We start from the raw sequence: 23,189 nt of genomic DNA, 5'->3' as shown, positions 1-23,189 counted from the left end.
ACCAACCGGCTTGCATCCAATCCTTGTGCGTCGCGCATCGAAGACGGACAACAAGGAGGACGCCATGATTCAGCTAAACCCGGTGGTTCACAGCGCGCTCGCGGCAATCACGCTCGCGGCACTGCCCGCGCCCGCGCACGGACAGGTGCCGTCGATTCCCGGACCGGTCAGTTTCCATTATGACGATCTCAGCCGTTTCGAGACCCTGCTCGAGAACGTCGACAACGGCGCCGACCCGACGGAGGCCTTTTCCGTCTACATGGCGAACGCGTCGACGGGCTTCCGCGGCTGGATGGATCGGTACAATGTCTCGGCGGAAAATTTCGGCACGCTCTATGGAGAATATGGCCCCATCTTTCACGCCTTGCCCGATCTGACCGCGCCTCTCCTCGCGAAAGAAGACACGACCCGGGAAAACATTGAGCGCCTGCGCGCCCTCGCCGGATCGGACATCGCGATCCCGGTCTATTATTTCGTGTCCAGCCAGCACCGTTTCGCCGGAACGCCGGTTCGACTGGCCAACGACCCGGCCGGTGTCGGCGTCGGCGCGGCCCTCGGCGTCGCCGGCCAATACCGGCGGGAAGATGGACCGCCAGCGACTGACCGGATGGTCGATGCGCTGACCTATCTCGCCGTTCACGAAGCCAGTCATATCCTGCAACTCCACGCGCAGGGCGGACTGGAGAATTATCGCTCCATTTATGCACCCGGCGGCGGCACTATGCTCTCCATCGCCTTGCGCGAGGGGTGCGCGGAGTATCTGAGCTTCCTCACTTCGGGCGAGCGTTATGGCGATCGCCATCTCTATGTCGTCGAACATGAAGCCGAACTCTGGTCCGACTTTCTGGCGATTGCGGCGGAGCCCGCTTTCTCGGTGCCAGGCTGGTTCAGCGGGTCGGATTCCGAGCACCCGGACCGACCTTTCCAGATTGGCTACGCGGTCGGCTCGGAGATGTGCCGCGCCTATCACGAGGAAATGCCCTCGCCGGATGCTGGCGTCAGCGAACTCTTCTCGCTCTACGATGCCGACCAGGCTGAGGCCGCCGCTGCTGCCTATAGTCGCGCCGTCGCCACCCGCACTCGCTGACCGCTCTAGCTTTCACCGGGCCGGCCGAAGCCCGCTTCCACGTCACGCAGGAAGCGGCTGACATCGCGCATGCTCAGCGTACTGGCCAGTGCGTCGCATTCCAGTCGGGCGGTATTGGAATAATAATCCCGCATCTCGGTGATGGCGGTTTGATGAGCCGCGACATCACCGTCCGGCGCGTTCCGGATCAGGGTCTTGAAACGGGCGAACGCCTCCCGGTCACTGGCCGTGTGCATTTCCAGCGCGTCAAACAGGGCGTCGACATAGGCCAGATAGAGTTCCGGCCTGTTGGCCACAAGGTCCGGCGCATGGCCGTCAAAGAGATGGCCATAGGTTTCACCATAGGCGTTGCCGACCGGGTCGGTGTGGGCATAGCTGTCGCCCAGGGCATGAATCAGGAATCCGGTCTGCCAGCTGGCCTGGGCTTCCGACCGGTTTCGCTCTTCGATCATGGTCGCCAGGTCCAGCCTCCGCTGGGCCACATCGGCGCGATCGCCACCATGCAGGGAGTGCAGGACGGCATTGATCCTGTGACGATACCCCCAGGCGCCGAATGTCGCCCAGACGCTGACCTGTGGCGCCGCATAGCGCATCGCCAAATCGTCAGCCGCCTGGTTGAAGAAGGCGAGTCGCGCCGCGTCGTCGGATGAGTGCCCGGCCAGGCGTGCGACCGTATAGGTCGTGTCCTGGTGCCCGTCGCGCTGATATTTCGGCTGCACATGGGCCTCAAGGCAATTGGGATTGAGGCTGCGATAGCCTGGCGTGGAACAGGCCGCGAGCGCGGTCAACGAGACCAGTGCGGCCGTGCGAAGCAGGTTTTTCATGTCAGTCCCCCCGAAGCCGTCACGGCTCTTGCGCAAAACCCTAATGTGTTTGCGTGGTCAGCCAAAGCCCTCTTCGGCGGATATGGCATCCCGGCCCGGCCGGGCCGCAGCAGGGTTACAGCGCCAAGTCATCCGCCTGCAGCGATGGCGCAAAGAAGGCCTTCGGCAATAGTCGGAACGGCTTGTCGGCCCGACGGGCCGCCGACATGCGATCACATCGGAATATTCGCGGGGCATCGCGCAGCCGGTCGAAGGCGATGACGTACCAGACCGGATATTTGAGCAGGAGGTAGTGCGGCTCGATACGGCGTTCTGATCTGGCGCCATCCTCGCGCTGATAATGGATATCCAGCGTCTCTTGGTCGATGAAAGCCTGGTGCAAGGCCTGGACGAGCGGTTTTGCCGGCGATGCGATGCCCGCCTGGACGAAGGTGGATGCCGTGCCCCCGATCAGGATGCGTGATTTCAGCCTTTTTACCCGCGCGCGCTTCTCCGGCGAGAAGGAGGCGATCAGCTGACGTCTCACGGAGGCGAGATTGGCCAGGAAGAGCGGCGATCCCATCTTCTCGGCGACATCGATGCTGATGAGCAGGTCAACCGCGTCCCCATAGGCCAGATTGAGTCTCCCGACACCCCAATTCCGGTCCAGCCTTACCCCACCGCCGCGACCGCGATCGGCGTCAATTGGCAAGCCCTGCTCACGCATCACGAGCAAGTCACGCGAGACGGTTCTGGCGCTCACGCCGAGCTCGGATGCGAGGCCCCTGACCGTACATATCTCGTCCTGCTTGAGCTGGGCGGCCAGCAATTCCAGTCGGCGGATCCGGTCGATCGATTTGGTGCGAGCCATCAAACAAATACGCCATTATATGTCCCATTTGTCGATAGCCTGATCTTGCCCCCGGGAAAACGCCCGATCCGATCAGGAGAATACCCATGAAAATGAGCTATTTTGTTCTCGGCACGAACAATATCGAGGCCTCCACCCGGTTCTATGACGCCCTGTTCGCACAATCCGATGTCGCGCCAGCCATGCCGGCCGGGCGCATGACATACTGGATGGGCAAGGATTTCGCCTTTGCAATTGCGCGCCCCTTCAACGCGGAACCCGCCACACAGGGCAATGGCGCGATGTTGGGTCTCGACCTGGGGTCACAGGATGAGGTTCACCGCCTGCACAAGCTGGCGCTCGAACTGGGCGGATCTTGCGACGGCGAACCGGGCCAGCGTGGACCCTATTATTCCTGCTATGTCCGGGATCTGGACCGGAACAAGCTCTGCCTGTTCAGCCAGCAAACCGCGCCCTAGACTTCGGGCACGGCGCTCCCGCGCAGCCGGCGCTTGCCGCCGGCGTGCTCGACCAGCATGTCGATCCGCTTCTCGATCGGTGGATGGGTCGCGAAAACACCCATGAAGCCGGTCTTCGGGTTCTCGATGAACATTTCACGGATTTCTTCCGGCGAGTCCTCGACCTCGGCATTGCCGGAAATCTTCTCGAGGGCCGAGATCATGGCGTCAGGATTGCGGGTCAGCTCGACCGCACCGGCATCGGCCATGTATTCACGCCGGCGCGAAAGCGAGAAGCGAATCACGATGGCCAGCAGATAGGCGATGGCAATGATGGCCAGGCCGATCACAATGACCAGTCCGCCGCCGCGTCCGCCGGAACGCCGATCCCCGCCGGCTCGCAATCCAAGCCAGAAAATACGACGGAAAACGATCTCCGCAGCAAAGGAGATGATGCCGACAAAGATGATCGAGATGACCAGAAGACGGACATCACGATGCCGGATATGGGAGAGCTCGTGCGCCAGCACGGCTTCCAGCTCGGCCGTGTCCAGTCGCTGCATAAGACCACGCGTCACGGTGACGGTGGCCTGGCTCTCCGTCAGACCGGAGGCATAGGCATTGAGCGCTCCGCTCTCGATCACCGCCAGTTTAGGCATGGACAACCCACGAGAAATACACAGGTTTTCCAGAAGATTATAGAGTTCTGGCTCGTCCTTGCGGGTAACCGACCGGGCGCCGGTGGCCGCATTGATCATGGCCTGATGGCCAAACCAGGCGATGACGAACCAGACCGCCGCAATACCCAGCGACCAGGCGCCGATCATGGGCAGGCGTGCCAGCTCTCGGACCCAGGGCGCCGCATCGGCACCCGGTGGCTTGCCAAGTCCGTAGTCAGCCGACGTCGTGTCGAATCCGGTCATGAGGATGGTCAGCGCATAGCCAATGGCCACGAGCAATACCGGAAAGGCGGCCAGCAGGAAAACCGACCGCAGATTATTGTTCCAGATATGCGTGCGGAGCCCGGCCGTGCCCCAGACCATGACTTAGAACTGCACCTTCGGGGCACCGCGCTCGGCCTCGGCCACTTCGAAATACTCACGCATCTTGAAGCCCATCGAATTGGCAATCACCACGGCCGGGAATTGCTCGGTCGAGGTGTTGTATTCATTGACGGCGTTGTTGAAGAAGCGGCGGGCGGCGGCGATCTTGTTCTCCAGATCGGACAGCTCGGCCTGCAGCTGCATGAAGTTCTGGTTGGCCTTCAGGTCGGGATAGGCTTCCGACAGGGCAAAGAGCTGACGCAGGGCCCCGGAGAGCATGTTCTCGGCGCCGGCGAGATCCTTGACCGAGGTCGCATCGATCGCGGTCTGGCGCGCCTTGATGACGTTTTCCAGCGTCTCTTTCTCGTGGCTGGCATAGCCCTGGACCGTGCTGACCAGATTGGGCACGAGATCATGGCGCTGCTTCAGCTGGACATCGATATCGCCCCAGGCCTGGTTACAGGTCTGCCGCAGCGCGACCAGGCGGTTGTAGACCATGACCAGGAACACGCCGAGGGCGATGATCACGAGCAAGAGAATGATACCGGTATCCATGCCTGTCTCTCCTTGAGCGGCAAAACTGAAGATGTCACATCACCCTGACGGGCGATGCACGTTCAAATCACTACCTATTCCGCTTTCGCCTGTGAAGCGAGGAATTCCGAGCCCCGCGGCGAAAAGCGCAGGGAACGCGGGAAACCGCGCGGCGCCATCTTGCCGGCCTGGGCCCGCTTGGCAGTCCACAACAGCCAGTCATCGAGGTTGAAACGACGCCCGGCCCCGTCCAGCCAGGTCAGCCCGTCTTCGGCATTGAACACGGTGGCGTCCGCGAGTTTCGCCCCCTTGCCGCCCAGAAGCCTGACGCCCTTGCCACGGCTCATGACCGGGATTTCTTCCAGTTCGAAAACCAGAAGCTTCTTGTTCTCGCCGATCAGCGCGACGCGGTCGCCGGTGGCCGGGATGCACAGGAAGGCCTCATCGCCCTCGGCCAGGTTGAGGATCTGCTTGCCGCCCTTCTTCATGGCGACACAATCACTTTCCTTGATGCGGAACCCGGAATTGCCATCCGACGCCACCAGGAGTGTGCGCTCGGGGTCGAATTTGAACAGGCCGATCGGCGCCGCATCATCGGGCAGATCGACGTGCAGGCGAACCGGTTCACCATGGCCACGGCCGCCAGGCAGTTTGGACGCTTCCAGCGTATAGAATTTCCCGTCCGTGGCGAACATGAGGAGCTTGTCCGTGGTCTCGCACTTGACCGCGAAGGCGGACTTGTCGCCCTCCTTGAACTTGAGCTCGGTGACGTCGTTGATATGGCCCTTCAGCGCCCGCACCCAGCCGCGCTCCGACAGGACAGCCGTGATCGGTTCGCGAACAACAAAGGCCTCGATCGGCGCATCGCCGGAGATGTCGGGAGCCTTGTCGAACACCGTCCGGCGTTTGCCCAGCGGCGTTGTCTCGGCATAGATCGCGCCAAGACTGGTGACCTCGCCGCGGACCTTGTCCCATTGCAGGGCGGTGGAGCCGATCAGCGCCTGGAGGCTCTTGCGTTCAGCGCGCAAGCTCTTGTCTTCCTTGCGGATTTCAAGCTCTTCCAGCTTGCGCAAGGCGCGCAGGCGCATGTTGAGGATGGCTTCGGCCTGACGCTCGGTCAGCTCGAAATGCGCCATCAGCTTGGCCTTGGGCTCATCCTCGAAGCGGATGATGCGGATCACCTCGTCCAGATCGGCATAGACGATGAGATAGCCAGCCAGAACCTCAAGCCGGTCCTCGACCTTGGCCAGGCGCGTGGTCGCCCGCCGCACCGCGACTTCCCGGCGATGCTCAAGCCAGATCTGCAACACCTCGCGCAGGCTCATCACGCGCGGCACACCGCGGGGGTCGAGCACATTGAGGTTCAGCGACACGCGGGTTTCCAGATCGGTCAGCTTGAACAGGCTCTCCATCAGCATGGCCGGGTCGACCAGCTTGGATTTCGGTTCCAGCACCAGTCGGATATCCTCGGTACTCTCATCGAGCACGTCATCGAGCAGAGGCAGTTTCTTGGCATCCATCAGCTGGGCGATGCGTTCGACCAGCTTGGACTTCTGGACCAGATACGGGATCTCGGTGATCACGATGCGCCACATCCCGCGGGGCATGTCTTCCTTTTCCCACTTGGCCCGCACCCGGAACCCGCCACGCCCGGTCTCATAGGCCGAGCGGATCGCCTCTGGCGGCTCGACGATCGTGCCGCCGGTCGGCAGGTCCGGTCCCTTGATATGCTTCAGGAGGGCTTCGGTCTCGGTCTCCGGATTGTCGATCAGCGCCAGGGCGGCCGCGCAGATCTCGGCGACATTGTGCGGCGGGACCGAGGTTGCCATGCCGACGGCAATCCCGGTCGAGCCATTGGCCAGGAGATTGGGGAAAGCGCCAGGCAGGACCAGCGGCTCGCGCTCCGAGCCGTCATAGGTCTCCTCGAAATCGACCGTGCCCTGGTCGATATCCTGCAGCAGGAGTTCCGCGGCCTTGGTCAGACGGGCCTCGGTGTAACGCATGGCGGCGGCGCCATCACCGTCGATATTGCCGAAATTACCCTGCCCTTCGACCAACGGATAGCGCGAGGCGAAATCCTGGGCCAGACGGACCAGCGCCTCATAGACCGACTGGTCGCCATGCGGGTGGTATTTACCGATCACGTCACCAACGACACGGGCCGACTTCTTGAACGCCTGGTCCGGGTTCAGCTTCAGCTCGCGCATGGCGTAGAGCAGGCGCCGGTGGACCGGCTTCAGGCCGTCACGGGCATCGGGCAGCGCCCGCTGGGTGATCGTCGAGAGCGCATAGGCGAGATATCGCCGCGACAGCGCCTCGTTGAACGTCTCCTCGATGATATGCCCGCCGTCGGGATCAAAATGATCGCCCATGAAGCCCACCTGACTGATTCGCGTTTGGATCAGTATAGGCAGGGCTGACAGGGTAAGCAGGGGTGGGACGCAGGATTAGCTGTGGGGAATGGGGGCGAAACCTAAAGCCGCCCCACCCGTTCCAGCTCCGCCATCAAGCGCCGCCGCGCTTCCGGCAATTGCTTGTCGATCGGCCAGAGCACCCGGCGTTCCAGGAAATAGCCGGTCAACGCCAGACCGCGGGCGATATCGCCCTCTTCGATCTTGCCGGACCCCGCCATGAAGGGCGGGAGTTCGAGGAGTTTGGGGGCGTAGGGCGCGGCCTCCTCGCGGCAGACGGCGCGGCCGGTGCGCGGTGAGATATGGGTGAGGTCTTCGGTGACGCCGGTGACGGCGCAGGCCGACATGTCGAGGCCATAGCCGAGATCGGACAGAAGGCCAGCCTCCCAGCGTACATAAAGCGCCGGCCAGATGTCGGGAGTGTCGAAAGCGCCCAACAGGAGCTGGAAACCCTCATGCACGCGCGGATGGGCTTCACGTTCGGGCAGGCACATCACTGCAACGGCGCAGGCCGAATTGAGCCCGGCCAGGGCAGTGCGATCCTCCATCACCAGACCGGCGGTGAGGTCATCAGCCTCGATCTGGAACATGCCGAGATGTTCCGACAGGCGGGCGCGCCAACTGACCGTGATCTGGTTGCCCGGCTGCAGGATCGGCCGCATCGACCGCGACCGCCCCCCGCGCACCAGCCCGGCATGCCGACCCTGCTCACGGGTCAGCACCTCAGCAATCGCCGACGTCTCGCCATGCGGTCGCACGGCAAGGACTATGCCCTTGTCACGCCATTCCATGGGGTTGTTGTAGGTGAGTCTGGGAGCGCTGACACAGGATTGTTTCCACATCCATCGCATGCCAATACGGCTGGTAGGACCAACCTTAGGCTCGCCAATGACACTCAGCCTTTCACCCCTTGAGGCTTACGCCTTTGAGAAAGCCGGGCTCTTGTCGCCTGACGCCGCCAGGGGCCTCGCGCTCGGCTGGGTCGAACGTGGCTTGTCGTCAGACAGCCTGATCGAGCTAGCCGCTTCAACCGATCCGCACCCCACTTGGCGCGAAATTCAACCGGCCTTTTATCAAGCCATGCGTGAGCTTGACGTGCCTGAGTTCAGTGTCGACCAATGTTTGCGCCTTGTTCTGAAGCACCACCTCGAACAGTTCGTCGCGACGTCACCACCTTCATCATTCTGTCAGCATGCACTCGAAGAGTTTCTTGTCGAGCACTTCCACGACGGTCCTTGGCAGGACGAAGCGCAACACGTCGAGACACTCTACGTCATGCGCTACCAGCTCGAGGAAATCGAACATCTACCCGAGGCAGCAGGTCAACGCGACAATGAGAGAGCCCGATGCATTTCGGATGCGCAGGCCGCAGCGCGCAGCGTGTTGAGCCATCTCTAACGGCGACAGCACCGGCAAGCCTATGCCCTGATCATACCATTCAATGGGGTGGTTGTAGGTGCGTCTTGTCACCGGGGCACCGGGATTTACCCCTCACCCGGCCTGCGGCCACCCTCTCCCACGGGAGAGGGAACGCGCCTTCCTTCTCCCTTGGGAGAAGGTCCCTGCAAGGGGGGATGAGGGGGATCAGCGCTGCGCGTCAGACGTCGAAGTCCAGCCCGACATCCTTGTAGTGCGACCGCCGCGCCATCCATTTGGCGTCGACCTTCACATTGAGGAAGAGGTGGACCTTGCAGCCGAGCACCTCTTCCAGCTCCTTGCGGGAGGCTTCGCCGATCGATTTCACGGCACTGCCGCCCTTGCCCAGCACGATGGGTTTCTGGGTTTCGCGTTCGACGATGATCGATTGCTCGATGCGCAGCGAGCCGTCGCGCAGCTTTTTCCAGACCTCGGTCTCGACCATCGAGGCGTAAGGCAATTCCTCGTGCAGACGCAGATAGACTTTCTCGCGCGTGATCTCGGCGGCGAGGATGCGGGCCGGCAGGTCGGCGACCTGGTCGGCGGGGTAGTGCCAGACACCTTCCGGCATCAGACCGGCGATGAACTCTCGAAGCTGTGGCACGCCGGACCCGGTCTTGGCCGAAATCATGAAGACCTCGGAATAGACGCCGGTTTCGTAGAGCTCCTGCGACATGGCCAGCAGCTGGTCGCGCGGCATGAGGTCGACCTTGTTGAGGACCAGGATAGCCTTCTGCTCGGTCTTCTTCAGGCCTTCGGTGACGCGGTCATCATCCTCGACCATGCGGCTGTCGCCGCTCTTGGCGCCGCCATGGATCATCCGGGCACGGGCACCGGCGTCGACGACATGCATGATGGTGTCGGCCTCACCGGCGCCGGACCAGGCCGCCGCAACCATCGACTTGTCGAGCCGTGTCTTGGGCGCGAACACGCCGGGCGTGTCGACCAGAACGATCTGGGTGTCACCAGCCAGCGCCACGCCGCGCACGGCAAAGCGGGTCGTCTGCACCTTGTGGGTGACGATGGTGACCTTCTCGCCGACCAGGGCGTTGACGAGGGTGGATTTGCCAGCGTTCGGCGAACCGATGACCGCGGCAAAGCCGCAGCGTTTGGGAGTGTCAGACATGCTGTCCTTCGCGTTTCATGAGCGCTTCCGCGGCGGCCCGTTCGGCCGCCTGCTTGGAACCGCCCTCGCCCACAGCGGGCGTGAGAGATGAGAGTGTGACTTCAACCGTGAAGACCGGCTTGTGGTCCGGCCCGGACCGTTCGGTGAGGGTATAGCGCGGCGCGCCGAAGCCGACCCTTGCCGCCCATTCCTGCAGCGCGGATTTGGCGTCGGCCGGCTTGGTCTTGAGCGCGTCGATGCGCGGCCCCCAATGATGATCGAAAAAGACCTGCACAGCGGCCCGTCCACCATCGAGATAGATCGCCGCCATCAGGGATTCGCAGGCATCGCCAAGAATGGAATTCTTGTTGCGCCCGCCGCCCTTTTCCTCCGACTTGCCAATCCGCAGGGCCGCGCCGAGATCGACCGCGCGCGCCACATCGGCACAGGTTTCCTTGCGCACCATCGAATTGAGCCGCGGCGCCAGGGCGCCCTCATCGGCCTTGTCGAAGGACGTGAACAGGGCTTCCGCCGTCATCAGGCCAAGCACCCGGTCACCGAGGAATTCGAGACGTTCATAGGTCGGGATAGTCTTGCGACCCTCGGCAAAACTGCCATGGGTCAGGGCGCGTTCGATCAGGGTTTTGTCGCGGAACACATAGCCAATACGGGCTTCAAGCTGGGCGATCGGGTCAGCCATGAGCGAGCCCGTCAAGATGATGACCGATCGGCCGCGCTTCGAGCACGACAAAGGCCTGGGCCCAGGGATGGTCATCGGTGATGGTGATATGGGCGAAAGGTTCATGACCATGCGGGGTCAGCGCCAGCGCCCGCTCCAGCGCCCGCCCCTTGAATTCCAGCGTCGGCTTGCCGCCGGGCAGGTTGACGACCCCAATCTCTTTCCACGACACGCCGCGGGCGATCCCGGTCCCGAGGGCCTTCGCACCCGCCTCCTTGGCGGCAAAACGCTTGGCATAGCTGGCGGCGCGCATGCGGCGCCTGTCCGACTTGACCTGCTCGATCTCGGTGAAGACCCGCTGGATGAAGCGGTCACCAAAACGATCGATCGATTTCTCGATACGCCGGATATCCATCAGATCGGAGCCGAGGCCGATGATCATGCCCGCGCCTCTTCGATCAGCCCGCGCATCGTCCCCACCGCTTCGCGCAGACCACGGAAGATCGCCTCGCCGATCAGGAAATGGCCAATATTGAGCTCGATCACTTCAGGGATCGCGGCAATGGGTTTGACGGTGTCATAGGTCAGGCCGTGACCGGCATGGACTTCCAGACCGCGCTCGTGAGCGACCGTCGCGGCCGATTGCAGGCGCTTGAGATGACGCTCGACCTCGGCGGCGTTACCCGCCAGGAAAGCCTCGCAATAGGCGCCGGTATGAAGCTCCACGACAGCCGCGCCCATGGCTTCGGCGACCGCAATCTGGACCGGGTCCGGCTCGATGAAGAGCGAGACGCGGCTGCCCGCTTCGCGCAGCTGGCGGACATAGGGCGCAATTGTATTGTGCCCGGCGGCGACATCGAGGCCGCCCTCGGTGGTGCGTTCCTCACGCTTTTCCGGCACCAGGCAGACCGCATGCGGCTTGTGGCGCAGGGCGATGTCGAGCATTTCCGGCGTCGCCGCCATTTCCAGGTTCAGCGGCAGGTCGATCTCGGCCATCAGCCGGTCGATATCGCCGTCGGTGATGTGGCGACGATCTTCGCGCAAATGCGCTGTGATACCGTCCGCTCCGGCTTCCGACGCCTGGCGGGCCGCGCGGACCGGGTCAGGATGCTCGCCGCCGCGGGCATTCCGGATCGTGGCCACATGATCGATATTGACGCCGAGACGAATGCTCATGCCAGCCCCCGACTCCCCGGCTTCACGGCGGGAATGGCTTCCAGTTCCGCTGGCAATTGATCGGCGGGAAAGGCCGGCACCTTGTATTCGGTCAGGGCGATCAGCGGCACGCCGACATCAGCTTCACCACCGGAGCGGTCCACGAGGCAAGCCTCGGCAATCACCGTGGCGCCCGTCTTGTTGATCGCTTCAATGCATTCGCGCGAAGACAGGCCTGTCGAAACGATATCCTCGACGACAAGGACCTTGTCGTCCTCGGTCAGCTCGAACCCGCGACGCAGGGTGAATTCGCCATTCTCGCGCTCGACATAAAGTCCTTTGAGCCCCAGCTGACGGGCCATCTCATAGCCAGGAACGATGCCACCTGTGGCTGGCGAGACAATCACGGTCGGGGCATCGCCCAGCTGAGCGCGAACCTTTGCGGCCAGCGCCTTGCACAGCCGCTCAGTCCGCTCCGGCTCGGAGAAGACGCGGGCCTTTTGCAGGAAGACCGCGCTGCGCAAGCCCGATGACAGGATGAAATGGCCCTCGAGCAGGGCACCGGCGGCACGAAATTCGGCCAGGACTTCTTCGCGGGTCATTCTTCCTTGATCTCCTCGACTTCCGCGCGCGCGCGGTCGGCAGAGACAACCGTCTCGCACATGCGCACAGCGGCCAGAATATTTGCCAGATGGCGGGTATCGAACACTTCGACATCAAATTCCATATCGAAGAAGTCGGCCGCCCGGTTACGCGTGGTCACGCTGGCGATATTGCCGCGGTTTTCCGACACCGTCATGGCGATCTCGGCCAGGGCGCCAGGCTCATTGTGCATGACGGCATTGATCCGGGCCATCGAGACCGCATTGCCCTCGGCTTCCGCCGTCCAGGCGAGGTCCAGCCACTCATCCATCGCGCCTTCCTCGTGCTGGGCGAGGCGTTCGCAATCGATGGTGTGGATCTCGATACCCTTGTCCTTGCGCAGAAGGCCGATAATCCGGTCACCGGGCAGAGGCGAACAGCATTCCGCGAAATGCAGGGTCACACCCGGGGTCAGGCCCCGGCCGCGCACATAGAGGCGCGCCTTGGAATCCTGGATCAGGTCGCGACTGGTCGTGTCTTCGCGCTCGTCCAGCCGCCCCGGGAAAGCCGCATTGAGCAAGTCACCGGAGGTAATCCGACCGCGCCCGAGCGTCTCATACATCTCGTTGATGTCCTTGACTTCAAGCCGGGCCAACGCGTCCTTGAGCGCGCCTTCAATCAAGGTCCGGCCCTCACGGCGGAAGGCATGTTCGGCCATGATCTTGCCGATCCGATGGAACTCGTCGCGCTCGCTCTCGCGGATCAGGCGGCGGATCGCGGCCCGCGCGCGGCCGGTAACGGCGAGATTTTCCCAGCCGGCCGGCGGTTGGCGAACGCCGCCCTTCACGATCGCGACGACATCACCATTGTGCAGGCGGGTCCGCAGCGGGCGCTCGCGGCCATTGATCTTGGCGGCCACCGTGGTGTGACCCAGCTCGGTGTGGACCGCATAGGCGAAGTCCAGCGGTGTGGCCCCGACCGGCAGGGAGATAAGATCGCCCTTGGGCGTGAAGCAATAAACCTGGTCGGCAAACATTTCGAGCTTGGCATGCTCGAGGAATTCTTCCGGATCGCCACCCTGATTGAGGATTTCCACGAAGGGGCGCAGGCGTTCCAGCGGATCGCCGCCCGCCGCCTCGGCCGCTGCCGGGTCATAGGTGTAGGTGGAATTCTTGTAGCGCCAGTGGGCCGCCACGCCGCTTTCGGCGACGGCTTCCATCTCCTCGGTGCGGATCTGCAGCTCGACCCGCACATTCTTCGGCCCCATCACCGTGGTATGCAGGGAGCGGTAATTATTCGGCTTGGGCAGGGAGATGAAATCACGGAAACGCTCCGGAACGCAGCGCCAGGCCTGGTGGATGACCCCGAGCGCCCGATAACAATCATCAGGCGTGTCGACGATCAGGCGGAAGGCATAGATGTCGGCGATTTCCTCAAAGGTCAGCCCCTTGCGCTCCAGCTTGCGCCAGATCGAGTAAGGCCGCTTTTCGCGCCCGAAAATCCGCCCGTCAATGCCAGCCTGGGCGAGACTGTCCGTCATCGCGGCGGAAACTGACGAGACTTCGTCAGCATGCTGTTCGCGCAGGCGTTTCAGCCGCGTATTGATCGATTCATGGGCGGCAGAATTGAGATGTTCGAAGGCCAGGTCTTCCAGCTCGACACAGACCCGGTTGATCCCGATCCGACGGGCCAGCGGAGCATAGATTTCAAGCGTTTCGAGCGCGATCCGCTCGCGCTTGTCCTGTCGGGAGATGGCGTCCAGCGTGCGCATATTGTGCAGGCGGTCGCACAGTTTGACGATCAACACGCGGACATCGGCCGAAATGGCGACGACGAGCTTCTGGAGGTTCTCGGCCTGTTTGGTGCGCTTGGAGCGCAATTCCATCTGGCCAAGCTTCGTGACCCCGTCGACCAGGCCCGCAACTTCTTCGGAGAAGGCCTGTGTGAGGTCTTCCAGCGTCGCCGGCGTGTCCTCGACCGTGTCATGGAGCAGGCCGGTACAAACCGTCGCGACATCCATGCGCAATTCCGCCAGGATCATCGCGACCTGGGCGACATGCGCGAAATAGGGTTCACCCGACTGCCGGCGCTGTGGCCGGTGCGCTTCTTCCGCAAAGTCATAAGCCCGCCGAACGAAGTCGGCATCAACTTTGGGAAAATACCGGCGGATACGCGCTATCAGCTCGTCCGCGCTGGGTATGGCGGGCGGCGGCGATGCCAGTTCTGGTGACGTCGCGCCGGGGGTCAAGACGCGTTAGAGGCGGCCGTCAGGCGCGCCGTCCCGGTCGTTCTGGAGCGCCTTGAGCATTTCCGCTTCGTCGAGCTCGACCGGCGGGGCCGGCAGCGCTTCAAGCTGCGGAGAGCGTTCTTCGCGGGCAGCGTCTTCCTCGTCCTCGCTCGGCAGCACGCGCTGCAGACCATTGACCAGGCTGTCCTTGAGCGCGTCCATGTCGAGCGTCTCGTCCGCGATCTCGCGGAGGGCAACGACAGGGTTCTTGTCATTGTCGCGATCAATCGTCAGCTCGGAGCCGGCCGAGATGTTGCGGGCACGGTGTGCCGCCATCAGAACCAGACGGAAACGATTGGGAATTTTTTCAATGCAGTCTTCGACAGTGACGCGAGCCATGCGCGCGAACTCCTTGAACCAGCGCTAGAGGTTTTGGAACCGCGTTACCTAATCCCCTCGCCCTGCAAAAGCAAGGCTGTCGGGTGAGAGTTTCCCGCCCTCTTGCAGTGCATATGTTGCGCTGCAATCCGCCTCCGGCAGTGCCTTGATCAAATCAGCGATGCCGCGCCCGCTCAAAGGGTCCCGCCAATCCGGTGCGATCTCGGCCAATGGCAGCAGAACAAAAGCCCGACCTATCGCTCTGGGATGGGGAAGAACGAGCCCGCCCTCCCCTTCGATCTGCTCACCGCGGCAGTCGATCAGATCGAGGTCCAGCGGACGCGGCGCATTGCGCACACTCCGCTCACGGCCAAACTCTGTCTCGATGACGTGCAACCGGTCCAGGATCGCCCGGGCCGATTGCCCGGAGGCCACTTCCACGACGGCGTTCACATAGGGCGGGTCGCTCGGGTCCGGCCAGGCCGGGCTGTGCCAGTCCGAGGACGTCGCAACCAGCGCCAGCCCCGCATCGTCCAGAGCCCTGCGGGCCCGCGCCAGGGTCTCGCGCGGGCTACAGAGGCCCAGTGGAAGGTTGGCCCCGAGCGCGATATAGATCGGACCAGATTGCATCGACTTATTCCGCATCGCTATTTGAAGGTTATTGCCATGGCTTTTTATCCGGATGAACGTATCGGGCTCTTCATCGACGGGGCCAATCTCTTTTCCACCACCAAGGCGCTTGATTTCGATATCGACTTCAGACGCCTTCTCGAAGAATTCCGCAAGCGCGGCAAGCTGATCCGGGCCAATTACTACACCGCCCTGCTCGAGCATGAAGACTATAACCCGCTGCGCCCCTTGGTCGACTGGCTCGACTATAACGGCTTCTCGGTGATCACGAAGCCGGCCAAGGAATATACCGATGAACATGGTCGTCGCCGGATCAAGGGCGATATGGATATCGAACTGGCCGTCGACCTGCTTGAAGCCGCGACATATCTCGATCACATCATCGTCTTCTCCGGCGATGGCGATTTCCGCTATGCGCTCGCGGCAGCCCGAGCCAAGGGCGCGCGCATCTCCGTCGTCTCCTCGCTGAAGACCAACCCGTCCATGATCTCCGACGATCTGCGCCGCGAGGCCGATGCCTTCATTGAACTGGACGACCTCAAGGCGATGATCGGCCGTGGCGGAGGCAGCGCGTGAGCCAGGACATCCCGCCTGAAGCGCCACTGGATTGCCCCCTCTGCCCACGCCTCGTGGCCTTCCGGCAAGCGGTCGCGGTCGATCATCCCGACTGGCACAACGCACCTGTGGAATCATTCGGCACGGACCAGGCGCGTCTCCTCATCATCGGACTGGCGCCCGGCCTGCGCGGTGCCAACAGGACCGGCCGCCCTTTCACGGGCGACTGGGCCGGCGACCTGCTCTACGCGACGCTGAACCGTTTCGGGTTTTCCCGCGGCATGTATGCCAGCCACGCCGATGACGGTGTCGAGCTGGTTGATACCCTGATCACCAATGCGGTGCGCTGTGTCCCGCCGGAGAACAAGCCGGTCGGGGCTGAGGCCAATGCCTGCCGCCCCTTTCTGACCAGCCGGATCGCGGCCATGCCGAAGCTGGAAGCCGTGCTCTGCCTGGGCAAGATCTCGCACGACAATACATTGCGGGCGCTGGGCCTGCCGCTGAAGACCGCCAAATTCGGGCATGCCGCGACAGCTGACCTGCCCGGTCCCAATGGCCCGATCCGGCTCTTCGACAGCTATCATTGCTCGCGATACAACACGAATACCGGCCGCCTGACCGACGTCATGTTCGACGCTGTTTTTTCCGATATCCGGGACTGGCTCGCCACCCGACCCTGAAATCCTGCCGACTGTTTATAGGTCACGGCCACTCGCCTGTCAGGCGAGAATACGGGCCGCGTTACACCTCAGGAGATTGGACATCTGGCAGGTTTGGAGGGGCCTCGGCCAGGCAGGACTCAAACATGTCGACCGCCGCGTCAAACTTGTCCCGACAGCCCGGATTGCAAAAGCCGACCACCGCGTCGCGATAGCGTGTCAGGGACGTGGCGGCGACCGGCTTGCCGGACCAGGGACAAGTCTCATTGATGACATCTTCCAGCGCTAGTCTCATGGCGTTAACCCTGTTTCTGTGTTTTTCCGCGTTCCCGCTGGATATCCCGGCCCATCAATGGCATGAATGACCATATGCTCCCTTTTTCTGCCAAGACCGAACAAGTCGACCGCTGCGTCACCTTTGTCACCTTTCCGGATGTGAAACTGCTCGACATTACCGGCCCGCTCCAGGTGTTCGCGGATGCCAATATCTTTCTCGGGCGCACAGCCTATTCCACGCCGATCGCCTCCTATTATGGCGGCCCGGTCGAGACTGATGCCGGTGTTCTCCTGAACACGCGCCGGCTGGCGGGGATCGGACTGGACGAGGATGACACGCTGATGATCGCCGGTGGCCTGGGTGTCTTCCCGGCCTGCCGCGACCTGCGTCTCGTGCAGGCGATCCAGCGCGCCGCCAGCAAGGCCGGGCGCATCGCTTCAACCTGCACCGGCGCCTTCCTTTTGGGCGCGGCCGGCCTGCTGTCGGAAAAGCGTGCGGTAACGCATTGGCGCTATTGCGACCAGCTTGCCGACGCGTGCCCGGAAACCGAGGTCGATGCAGACCCCATCTTCATCGAGGATGGCCGTGTCTGGACATCCGCCGGCGTGACCGCAGGAATCGACCTCGCCCTGGCCATGGTCGAGCGGGATCACGGTCGTGACCTGGCTCTGGAACTGGCCCGCTCGCTCCTGGTCTATGTAAAGCGCCCGGGCGGACAGTCACAATTCTCCGAAGCCCTGAAACAGCAAAAGCGCTCGGCGACCGGTCGTTTCGACGCCCTGCACTTCTGGATGAAGGACAATCTGACCGCCGACCTGAAAGTCGAGGCGCTGGCTGAACGTTCGGGCATGAGCGCGCGAAACTTCGCGCGCCTCTACACAGACGATACCGGCCTGACCCCGGCCCGCGCGGTCGAGCAATTCCGGGTCGATGCCGCCCGCGCCATGCTGGAAAACCCCAATGTCTCGATCAAGACCGTCGCCGGGCAGACCGGTTTTGGCAATGACGAGCGCATGCGGCGCTCCTTCGCGCGGCTTCTCGGCGTGACACCGCAAGCTTATCGCGAACGCTTTGCGGTGGAGATGGCGGACAGCCTGTGAACGCCTAGCCGAAATTCTTCATCAGGCGCGACTTCTGCTTGTTCCACTCGCGATCCTTGATTGTCTGGCGCTTGTCGACCGTCTTCTTGCCCTTGGCCAGACCGATCTGGAGCTTGGCCAGGCCGCGCCCGTTGAAATAGAGGCGCAAGGCGACAATCGTTCGCCCCTGCTGGCTCGCCGCACCGGACAGTTTGGCGATTTCCTTCTTCTTCAGGAGCAATTTCCGGTGGCGCCGTGGCTCGTGATTGAAGCGATTGGCCGGGGCATAAAGCGGAATATCAGCATTGATCAGCCACAGGCCCTCATTTTCGGGACTGACATAGCTTTCTGCAATATTGGCACGCCCCTCGCGCAGGGATTTGACTTCCGAACCCATCAGCATCAGGCCGGCTTCGAACGTCTCCTCGATCTCGTAATCATACCGGGCGCGCCGGTTGACGGCGACGGCACCGAACTCTGTCTTGGGTTTACTCATGGCGCTTTCTATCAGGCCTGATCGAGCAGGCCGGCATGGACGAGTGCAGCCCGGACCGCAGCGTTGGAAGCCTCGTTCGGCTCGGTCAGCGGCAGGCGCATTTCGGTATTGGTGACACCCAGAACCGACATGGCGTATTTGGTCGGCCCGGGGCTGGACGAGGTAAACAGGGCATGGTGCAGCGGCATCAGACGATCATTCAGCTCCCGCGCCGTGTCCCAGTCTCCCGACAATGTGGCGTCCTGGAATTGTGCGCACAAGGCCGGCGCCACATTCGAGGTGACCGAGATTGCACCGATACCGCCGGTGGCATTGAAGCCGAGCGCTGACGGGTCATCGCCCGACAACTGGACGAAACTGCCGTCGATCAGGGCGCGGTGCTGGGACACACGCGCCATATCGCCCGTCGCGTCCTTGATCCCGACCACACGCTCCAGCGTCGCGATCCGGGCGACGGTCTCGGCGTCAATATCGATGACGGTTCGTCCCGGCACGTTGTAGACGATGATCGGCAGCTCGACAGCGTCATGGATCGCCTTGAAGTGCTGATAGAGGCCTTCCGGATTGGGCTTGTTGTAATAGGGCGCGACCACGAGGCCTGCATCAACACCCAAATCCCTTGCGCGCTGCTGGTTCTCGATCGCGACCGCCGTGCTGTTCGAGCCAGTACCGGCAATCACAGGCAGCTGTCCGCTGGCCACCTCGGTGACGATCTCGACCACACGCATGTGTTCGGCAAAGGTCAGGGTCGCGCTTTCACCCGTCGTTCCGCACGGCACAAGGCCATGCGTGCCAGCCGCGATCTGACGCTCTGTCAGGGCGATGACGGCCTTCTCGTCCACGGCCCCGTTCTTGAATGGGGTAACGAGTGCAGTGATGGACCCTTTGAACATGTTTCATTCCCGGATGCGGCCAAATCAGCGCGCGACCATATCGACCGCGCAGCACACGGCCAAGTGTTCTTGTCAAGTCTGGACAGGCCCGCGGATTTGCTGTGATGATGGCCATCCCAGTCGATCCAAGAGTGTTCCGTTTGCCATGATCGCACGTTGCTTCGCCGCGCTTGTGTTACTTGCCGTTTCCGTTCCCGCGGAGGCGCAAGTCCCGACGCCCCGCATCCGACCGGAGCCTCACAATTTTTCGCAATATCTCTCTGACGCTGATTTCGAGCGGTTTCGGGAAGGTCTTGACGCCGCCGATGATGAGGAATGGGACCGCGTACGCGCGCTCCGCCTCGAGCTGACGGACACCGCTGCCCGCGATATTTTGCTGTGGCGCATCGCGCTCAACGACGCCCGCGCCACCTTCCTGGAACTCGACCTTGCCCTGAGCGAGCTGGACAACTGGCCACGTGACAGTTTCATCCGCTCGGAAGCGCAGTCGAAGATCGATGGCTCCGGCCTCACCCCGCCCTTCATTGTCAGCTGGTTCGAGGAGAACCCGCCGACCACGGGACGTGGCCGGGTCAGCTTCGCCGAAGCGCTCATCGCGGTTGGCCGGAATGCCGAAGGCGAAGATTTGCTGCGCGAGACCTGGCGCTCCGGCCGCCTGCCCTCGACCGTCCAAAGCGACACCTATCAGCGCCATAGTGACCTCTTCACTGAAGAAGATCACATGGCCCGTATCGACTATCTGATCTGGTCCAACCAGCGCACGCTGGCACGCCGCGTGCTGCCGCTCTTGAGCGGCAATAATCGCGATCTCGCCGATGCGCGCCTGCGCCTTGCCGGGCGGCAGAGTGGTGTTGATCGCGCGGTCAATCGCATCCCGGCGAGCCTGTCGAATGATCCGGGCCTCGTCTTCGAGCGGGCGCGCTGGCGACGCCGCTCGGGTCTGCGCGACAGCACGCTGCCCCTGCTGCTTCAATTGCCGGACAGCCACACCGACGTGACAGCGCTGGAATTGATGTGGACCGAGCGCAAATTGATGATCCTCACCCTGATCCGCGATCAGGACTATGACACGGCTTATCAGCTCGCCCGCGCGCACGGCATGTCCAGCGGGGCAGACTTCGCTGATGCCGAATTCATGGCTGGCTGGCTGGCCCTGGTTCATCTCGATCGGGCAGAGGAGTCCCTCGCCCATTTCACGCGCTTGCACGCCAATGTCTCGACACCTGTAAGCCAGTCACGCGGCGCCTATTGGATGGCCCGCGCCCTGGACGCCCTGGGGCGCCCGGAAGAGGCCGCCATCAGCTATGCGGCAGCGGGCCAGCACTCCACCGCCTATTACGGTCAACTGGCCCTGACCCAGTTGCCGGACTCATCGGGACAGCTTGCGCTGGAACGCGATCCGGAACCGACCGAGGACGCCATCGTCCGCTTTGAAGCCCGCCCGCTCGTTCGCGCGATGCGCCTTCTCGCCGAGCAGGATGAGGAGTATTATTTCCGCCTGTTCAGCTACCGGCTCGACGATCAGCTGACCGACCCGCAAGAAGCCGTCCTGCTCTCGCGCCTGGCCAGCAATTATCTCTTCCTTCGCCAGTCCGTGCGGGCCGCAAAGGCCGCCCGGCTGCGCGGCATAATCCTGCCGCAGAGCGCGTACCCGACGATCACGCTGCCGCCGCAAACAAATGTCCGCGCGCAGCGCCCGGAAGACGCCCTGGTTCACTCCATCATTCGCCAGGAAACGGAATTCGGTCAGCATGCCGTGTCCGGTGCCGGTGCTCGCGGCATGATGCAGCTGATGCCGGCGACAGCCCGCGCGACGGCCCGTGATCTGGGTGAACAATATCGCTTCAACTGGCTAACGGATGATCTCGACTACAACCTGCTGCTGGCCATGCACCATCTGGCGGAAGTCGTGGATGATTATGACGGCTCCTATGTGATCGCGCTGGCGGCCTATAATGCCGGCGGTCACCGGGCCAATCGCTGGATCCAGGATTACGGCGATCCGCGTGACCCCGACGTTGATCCGATCGACTGGGTCGAAAGCATTCCCTTCTCGGAAACCCGCAATTACGTCCAGCGCGTGATGGAAAACCTCCAAGTCTATCGCTCGCGTCTGAATGATGACGCGGCTGTGCCGCTGCTGATCGAGGACGACATGCTGCGTGGTGCGGCCCCTGTCCGCATCATGGTCGATCCGGACGAGTAAGCCGCGGCAGTCGGTCGCCGGATCGATGGCGGGGCTCCAGAGCCCCGCCCAAAACCGGCTAGAGCTGCTCGGAGTAGTGTGTCACGACATGAATGATGGCGGTGGTCGCGCCATGCGCGACGATGCCGACTGTCCACCAGATAGCAGGCCATGCCATCTCACCGACATTGCCGATGCCAAGACCGATCCCGATGAAGACAACCATGCCGAGCACATAGCTGGCGAGGTGGATCCAGAAGGACAGGAGAATGCCGGCCCGCGCACGCCGGTTTTTCTCGCGTAGCCGATCCGTCGCCTCGGTCTCCGGATCGATGCACAGCGCCATGGTGTCGACATTGAACGCGGCGGCCAGGGCCATCAGCGAATCGCGCGATGCCGTCTCGCCATTCTCGATGCGCTGGATCGTGCGCAGTCCAATGCCGGCCAGATCTGCGAAATGTTCCTGCGACCACTGACGTTCCTCACGCCAACGTTTGATCTTTGCGGCGTCGACCTTGAAGCTCATTGTGTTCTCCTGTTTGCCTGATGCGTTGCAAGCCCGACCGATGAGGGGCAGACCGTTTGTTCGCCCCAGACACCCGATCACCGCTGCCAACGCCACGCCAGACGCCCGCCATCGGCACGCCAACACACCGCCACAAGACCGTCAGTCGCCTGTTCAGGCCCGTTCAAGCGCCCGCTGGAAAACGGCCGGATCGACATTGCCACCGGTCGCCAGGACACAGACAGTCTTGCCCGCCACATCGATCTTGCCGGAAAGAACCGCCGCCAGGGCTGCTGCCCCACCGGGCTCGACCACGACTTTGAGGTGACGCCAGGCATCAAGCATGGCGTCGAGCGCCTCATCATCACTCACCGCAGCTCCCCCCGTCAGCTGGGTTGCGTTGAGCGCCCAGGTGAGCGCTCCCGGCGTCGGCGTGATGATGGCGTCGCAGATTGACCCGGTCAGCCGATCATTCGTTTCGCGTTGACCGCTCGCCAGTGACCGGCGGTGATCGTCGAAACCTTCCGGTTCGGCGGCCCATATCCCGACCTCGTCAAAAACCTGCCGCATGGCCAGCCCGACACCCGCAATCAGGCCGCCACCGCCAGCACAGCACACAACCAGATCAGGGCGCTGACCGATCACCTGCATCTGTTCTGCGGCCTCAAGGCCCGCCGTCCCCTGACCGGCGATGACATGAGGGTCTTCATAAGGCGGGACCAGAATCCGGCCCTCCGCCGCGGCGATCGCCTCGCCCATCGCCTCCCGGCTTTCCGTTTCACGGTCATAGCTGACCACCTCGCCGCCCCAGAACTCTACCCCGGCGACCTTGGAGCGCGGAGCATCGGCCGGCATCAGGATCTTGGCGGTCGTGCCGTTGAGGCGCGCTGCTGCGGCTACGCCCTGGGCATGATTGCCGGATGAATAGGCCAGGATGCCGCGCGCCTTTTCCGCATCATCGAGGCGGGAGATCCGGTTGAAGGCGCCTCGAAACTTGAATGAACCCGTACGCTGAAGGCATTCCGCCTTGACGAAAATTCGGGCACCCGTGCGGGCATCGAGCTGATCATTGCGCAGAAGCGGCGTCCGCACCACATGGCCCTCCAACCGTCGGGCCGCATCCAGAATGTCCGCATGAGACGGCAGGGAGTCGGGGTGAGTCACGGGCATTGCTCCTTGGCT

At 62.8% G+C, this 23,189-nt stretch carries 26 protein-coding genes; 7 read left to right on the top strand and 19 right to left on the bottom strand.

Going from position 1 to position 23,189, the window contains the following annotated elements:
- Positions 1-64: 64 nt before the first annotated feature.
- Positions 65-1,087 carry a hypothetical protein gene (locus JXQ94_RS06045; protein WP_421922889.1) on the top strand — a complete coding sequence of 341 codons (1,023 nt, stop codon included), beginning with the start codon at positions 65-67 and terminating at the stop codon, positions 1,085-1,087.
- A 5-nt stretch (positions 1,088-1,092) separates the two neighbouring features.
- Here the strand turns inward: JXQ94_RS06045 and JXQ94_RS06040 are convergent, their stop codons facing one another.
- A complete protein-coding gene (locus tag JXQ94_RS06040; RefSeq protein WP_421922888.1) occupies positions 1,093-1,911 on the bottom strand; it encodes a hypothetical protein in 819 nt (272 codons plus the stop codon).
- Between the two features lie 115 nt (positions 1,912-2,026).
- Positions 2,027-2,761: a helix-turn-helix transcriptional regulator gene (locus tag JXQ94_RS06035; RefSeq protein ID WP_421922887.1), complete on the bottom strand. Its 735-nt coding sequence runs from the start codon at positions 2,759-2,761 to the stop codon at positions 2,027-2,029.
- 86 nt (positions 2,762-2,847) lie between these two features.
- On the opposite strand from JXQ94_RS06035, the gene JXQ94_RS06030 reads away from it, so the two are divergent.
- A complete protein-coding gene (locus tag JXQ94_RS06030) occupies positions 2,848-3,219 on the top strand; it encodes a VOC family protein (protein WP_421922886.1) in 372 nt (123 codons plus the stop codon).
- Here the strand turns inward: JXQ94_RS06030 and JXQ94_RS06025 are convergent.
- From JXQ94_RS06025 to recO, 4 genes are all read right to left on the bottom strand, one after another.
- Positions 3,216-4,241, bottom strand: a complete 1,026-nt coding sequence (locus JXQ94_RS06025) for a M48 family metallopeptidase (RefSeq protein WP_421922885.1) — start codon at positions 4,239-4,241, stop codon at positions 3,216-3,218. The two genes, JXQ94_RS06030 and JXQ94_RS06025, sit on opposite strands and share 4 nt — an antisense overlap.
- A gap of 3 nt (positions 4,242-4,244) precedes the next feature.
- The gene (locus JXQ94_RS06020; RefSeq protein ID WP_421922884.1) at positions 4,245-4,796 is read right to left on the bottom strand and encodes a LemA family protein; all 552 of its coding nucleotides are present in this window, start codon (positions 4,794-4,796) and stop codon (positions 4,245-4,247) included.
- Between the two features lie 74 nt (positions 4,797-4,870).
- Entirely contained in the window at positions 4,871-7,147 is a 2,277-nt protein-coding gene (gene parC, locus JXQ94_RS06015; RefSeq protein ID WP_421922883.1) for a DNA topoisomerase IV subunit A, read from the bottom strand.
- A gap of 101 nt (positions 7,148-7,248) precedes the next feature.
- Entirely contained in the window at positions 7,249-7,977 is a 729-nt protein-coding gene (recO, locus tag JXQ94_RS06010) for a DNA repair protein RecO (protein WP_421923167.1), read from the bottom strand.
- Between the two features lie 97 nt (positions 7,978-8,074).
- On the opposite strand from recO, the gene JXQ94_RS06005 reads away from it, so the two are divergent.
- Positions 8,075-8,584: a hypothetical protein gene (locus tag JXQ94_RS06005; protein WP_421922882.1), complete on the top strand. Its 510-nt coding sequence runs from the start codon at positions 8,075-8,077 to the stop codon at positions 8,582-8,584.
- A 199-nt stretch (positions 8,585-8,783) separates the two neighbouring features.
- On the opposite strand, the gene era is transcribed toward JXQ94_RS06005, so the two are convergent.
- From era to folK, 8 genes are read right to left on the bottom strand one after another with little or no spacing between them, the layout of a single operon-like run.
- Complete coding sequence (gene era, locus JXQ94_RS06000) at positions 8,784-9,728, bottom strand: GTPase Era (RefSeq protein ID WP_421922881.1); 945 nt, start codon at positions 9,726-9,728, stop codon at positions 8,784-8,786.
- Positions 9,721-10,407, bottom strand: a complete 687-nt coding sequence (rnc, locus tag JXQ94_RS05995; RefSeq protein ID WP_421922880.1) for a ribonuclease III — start codon at positions 10,405-10,407, stop codon at positions 9,721-9,723. The genes era and rnc overlap by 8 nt, the downstream gene beginning before the upstream one ends.
- A complete protein-coding gene (acpS, locus tag JXQ94_RS05990) occupies positions 10,400-10,828 on the bottom strand; it encodes a holo-ACP synthase (RefSeq protein ID WP_421922879.1) in 429 nt (142 codons plus the stop codon). Before acpS ends, rnc begins: the two co-directional genes overlap by 8 nt.
- The gene (locus tag JXQ94_RS05985) at positions 10,825-11,562 is read right to left on the bottom strand and encodes a pyridoxine 5'-phosphate synthase (protein WP_421922878.1); all 738 of its coding nucleotides are present in this window, start codon (positions 11,560-11,562) and stop codon (positions 10,825-10,827) included. Before JXQ94_RS05985 ends, acpS begins: the two co-directional genes overlap by 4 nt.
- A complete protein-coding gene (gene pyrE / locus JXQ94_RS05980; RefSeq protein ID WP_421922877.1) occupies positions 11,559-12,143 on the bottom strand; it encodes an orotate phosphoribosyltransferase in 585 nt (194 codons plus the stop codon). The genes JXQ94_RS05985 and pyrE overlap by 4 nt, the downstream gene beginning before the upstream one ends.
- Entirely contained in the window at positions 12,140-14,371 is a 2,232-nt protein-coding gene (locus JXQ94_RS05975) for a RelA/SpoT family protein (protein ID WP_421922876.1), read from the bottom strand. The genes pyrE and JXQ94_RS05975 overlap by 4 nt, the downstream gene beginning before the upstream one ends.
- A gap of 6 nt (positions 14,372-14,377) precedes the next feature.
- Positions 14,378-14,749 carry a DNA-directed RNA polymerase subunit omega gene (gene rpoZ, locus JXQ94_RS05970; RefSeq protein ID WP_297734148.1) on the bottom strand — a complete coding sequence of 124 codons (372 nt, stop codon included), beginning with the start codon at positions 14,747-14,749 and terminating at the stop codon, positions 14,378-14,380.
- A 48-nt stretch (positions 14,750-14,797) separates the two neighbouring features.
- On the bottom strand, positions 14,798-15,358 hold the full coding sequence (folK, locus tag JXQ94_RS05965) for a 2-amino-4-hydroxy-6-hydroxymethyldihydropteridine diphosphokinase (RefSeq protein WP_421922875.1): 561 nt from the start codon (positions 15,356-15,358) through the stop codon (positions 14,798-14,800).
- Between the two features lie 36 nt (positions 15,359-15,394).
- Here folK and JXQ94_RS05960 point away from each other — a divergent pair, with 36 nt between their 5' ends.
- Together JXQ94_RS05960 and JXQ94_RS05955 are read left to right on the top strand one after the other, a co-directional pair.
- Positions 15,395-15,934: an NYN domain-containing protein gene (locus tag JXQ94_RS05960; protein ID WP_295693973.1), complete on the top strand. Its 540-nt coding sequence runs from the start codon at positions 15,395-15,397 to the stop codon at positions 15,932-15,934.
- Positions 15,931-16,593, top strand: coding sequence for a uracil-DNA glycosylase (locus tag JXQ94_RS05955; protein WP_421922874.1), 663 nt, complete (start codon positions 15,931-15,933; stop codon positions 16,591-16,593). The genes JXQ94_RS05960 and JXQ94_RS05955 overlap by 4 nt, the downstream gene beginning before the upstream one ends.
- A 61-nt stretch (positions 16,594-16,654) precedes the next feature.
- On the opposite strand, the gene JXQ94_RS05950 is transcribed toward JXQ94_RS05955, so the two are convergent.
- Entirely contained in the window at positions 16,655-16,867 is a 213-nt protein-coding gene (locus tag JXQ94_RS05950; RefSeq protein WP_421922873.1) for a glutathione S-transferase, read from the bottom strand.
- A gap of 74 nt (positions 16,868-16,941) precedes the next feature.
- Here JXQ94_RS05950 and JXQ94_RS05945 point away from each other — a divergent pair, with 74 nt between their 5' ends.
- Complete coding sequence (locus JXQ94_RS05945) at positions 16,942-17,949, top strand: GlxA family transcriptional regulator (RefSeq protein WP_421922872.1); 1,008 nt, start codon at positions 16,942-16,944, stop codon at positions 17,947-17,949.
- 4 nt (positions 17,950-17,953) lie between these two features.
- Here JXQ94_RS05945 and smpB read toward each other — a convergent pair whose 3' ends face one another.
- Positions 17,954-18,424, bottom strand: a complete 471-nt coding sequence (smpB, locus tag JXQ94_RS05940) for an SsrA-binding protein SmpB (protein WP_421922871.1) — start codon at positions 18,422-18,424, stop codon at positions 17,954-17,956.
- Between the two features lie 11 nt (positions 18,425-18,435).
- A complete protein-coding gene (gene dapA, locus JXQ94_RS05935) occupies positions 18,436-19,317 on the bottom strand; it encodes a 4-hydroxy-tetrahydrodipicolinate synthase (protein WP_421922870.1) in 882 nt (293 codons plus the stop codon).
- A gap of 145 nt (positions 19,318-19,462) precedes the next feature.
- Here dapA and JXQ94_RS05930 point away from each other — a divergent pair, with 145 nt between their 5' ends.
- Positions 19,463-21,523: a lytic transglycosylase domain-containing protein gene (locus JXQ94_RS05930; protein ID WP_421922869.1), complete on the top strand. Its 2,061-nt coding sequence runs from the start codon at positions 19,463-19,465 to the stop codon at positions 21,521-21,523.
- A gap of 58 nt (positions 21,524-21,581) precedes the next feature.
- On the opposite strand, the gene JXQ94_RS05925 is transcribed toward JXQ94_RS05930, so the two are convergent.
- Together JXQ94_RS05925 and JXQ94_RS05920 are read right to left on the bottom strand one after the other, a co-directional pair.
- The gene (locus tag JXQ94_RS05925; RefSeq protein ID WP_421922868.1) at positions 21,582-22,028 is read right to left on the bottom strand and encodes a helix-turn-helix domain-containing protein; all 447 of its coding nucleotides are present in this window, start codon (positions 22,026-22,028) and stop codon (positions 21,582-21,584) included.
- 153 nt (positions 22,029-22,181) lie between these two features.
- Positions 22,182-23,177, bottom strand: coding sequence for a threonine ammonia-lyase (locus tag JXQ94_RS05920; RefSeq protein WP_421922867.1), 996 nt, complete (start codon positions 23,175-23,177; stop codon positions 22,182-22,184).
- Positions 23,178-23,189: the final 12 nt, after the last annotated feature.

This window comes from Maricaulis maris, from assembly GCF_049116555.1.
GTDB lineage: Bacteria > Pseudomonadota > Alphaproteobacteria > Caulobacterales > Maricaulaceae > Maricaulis > Maricaulis maris_C.
This window is presented reverse-complemented; position numbering and strand designations above follow the sequence as displayed.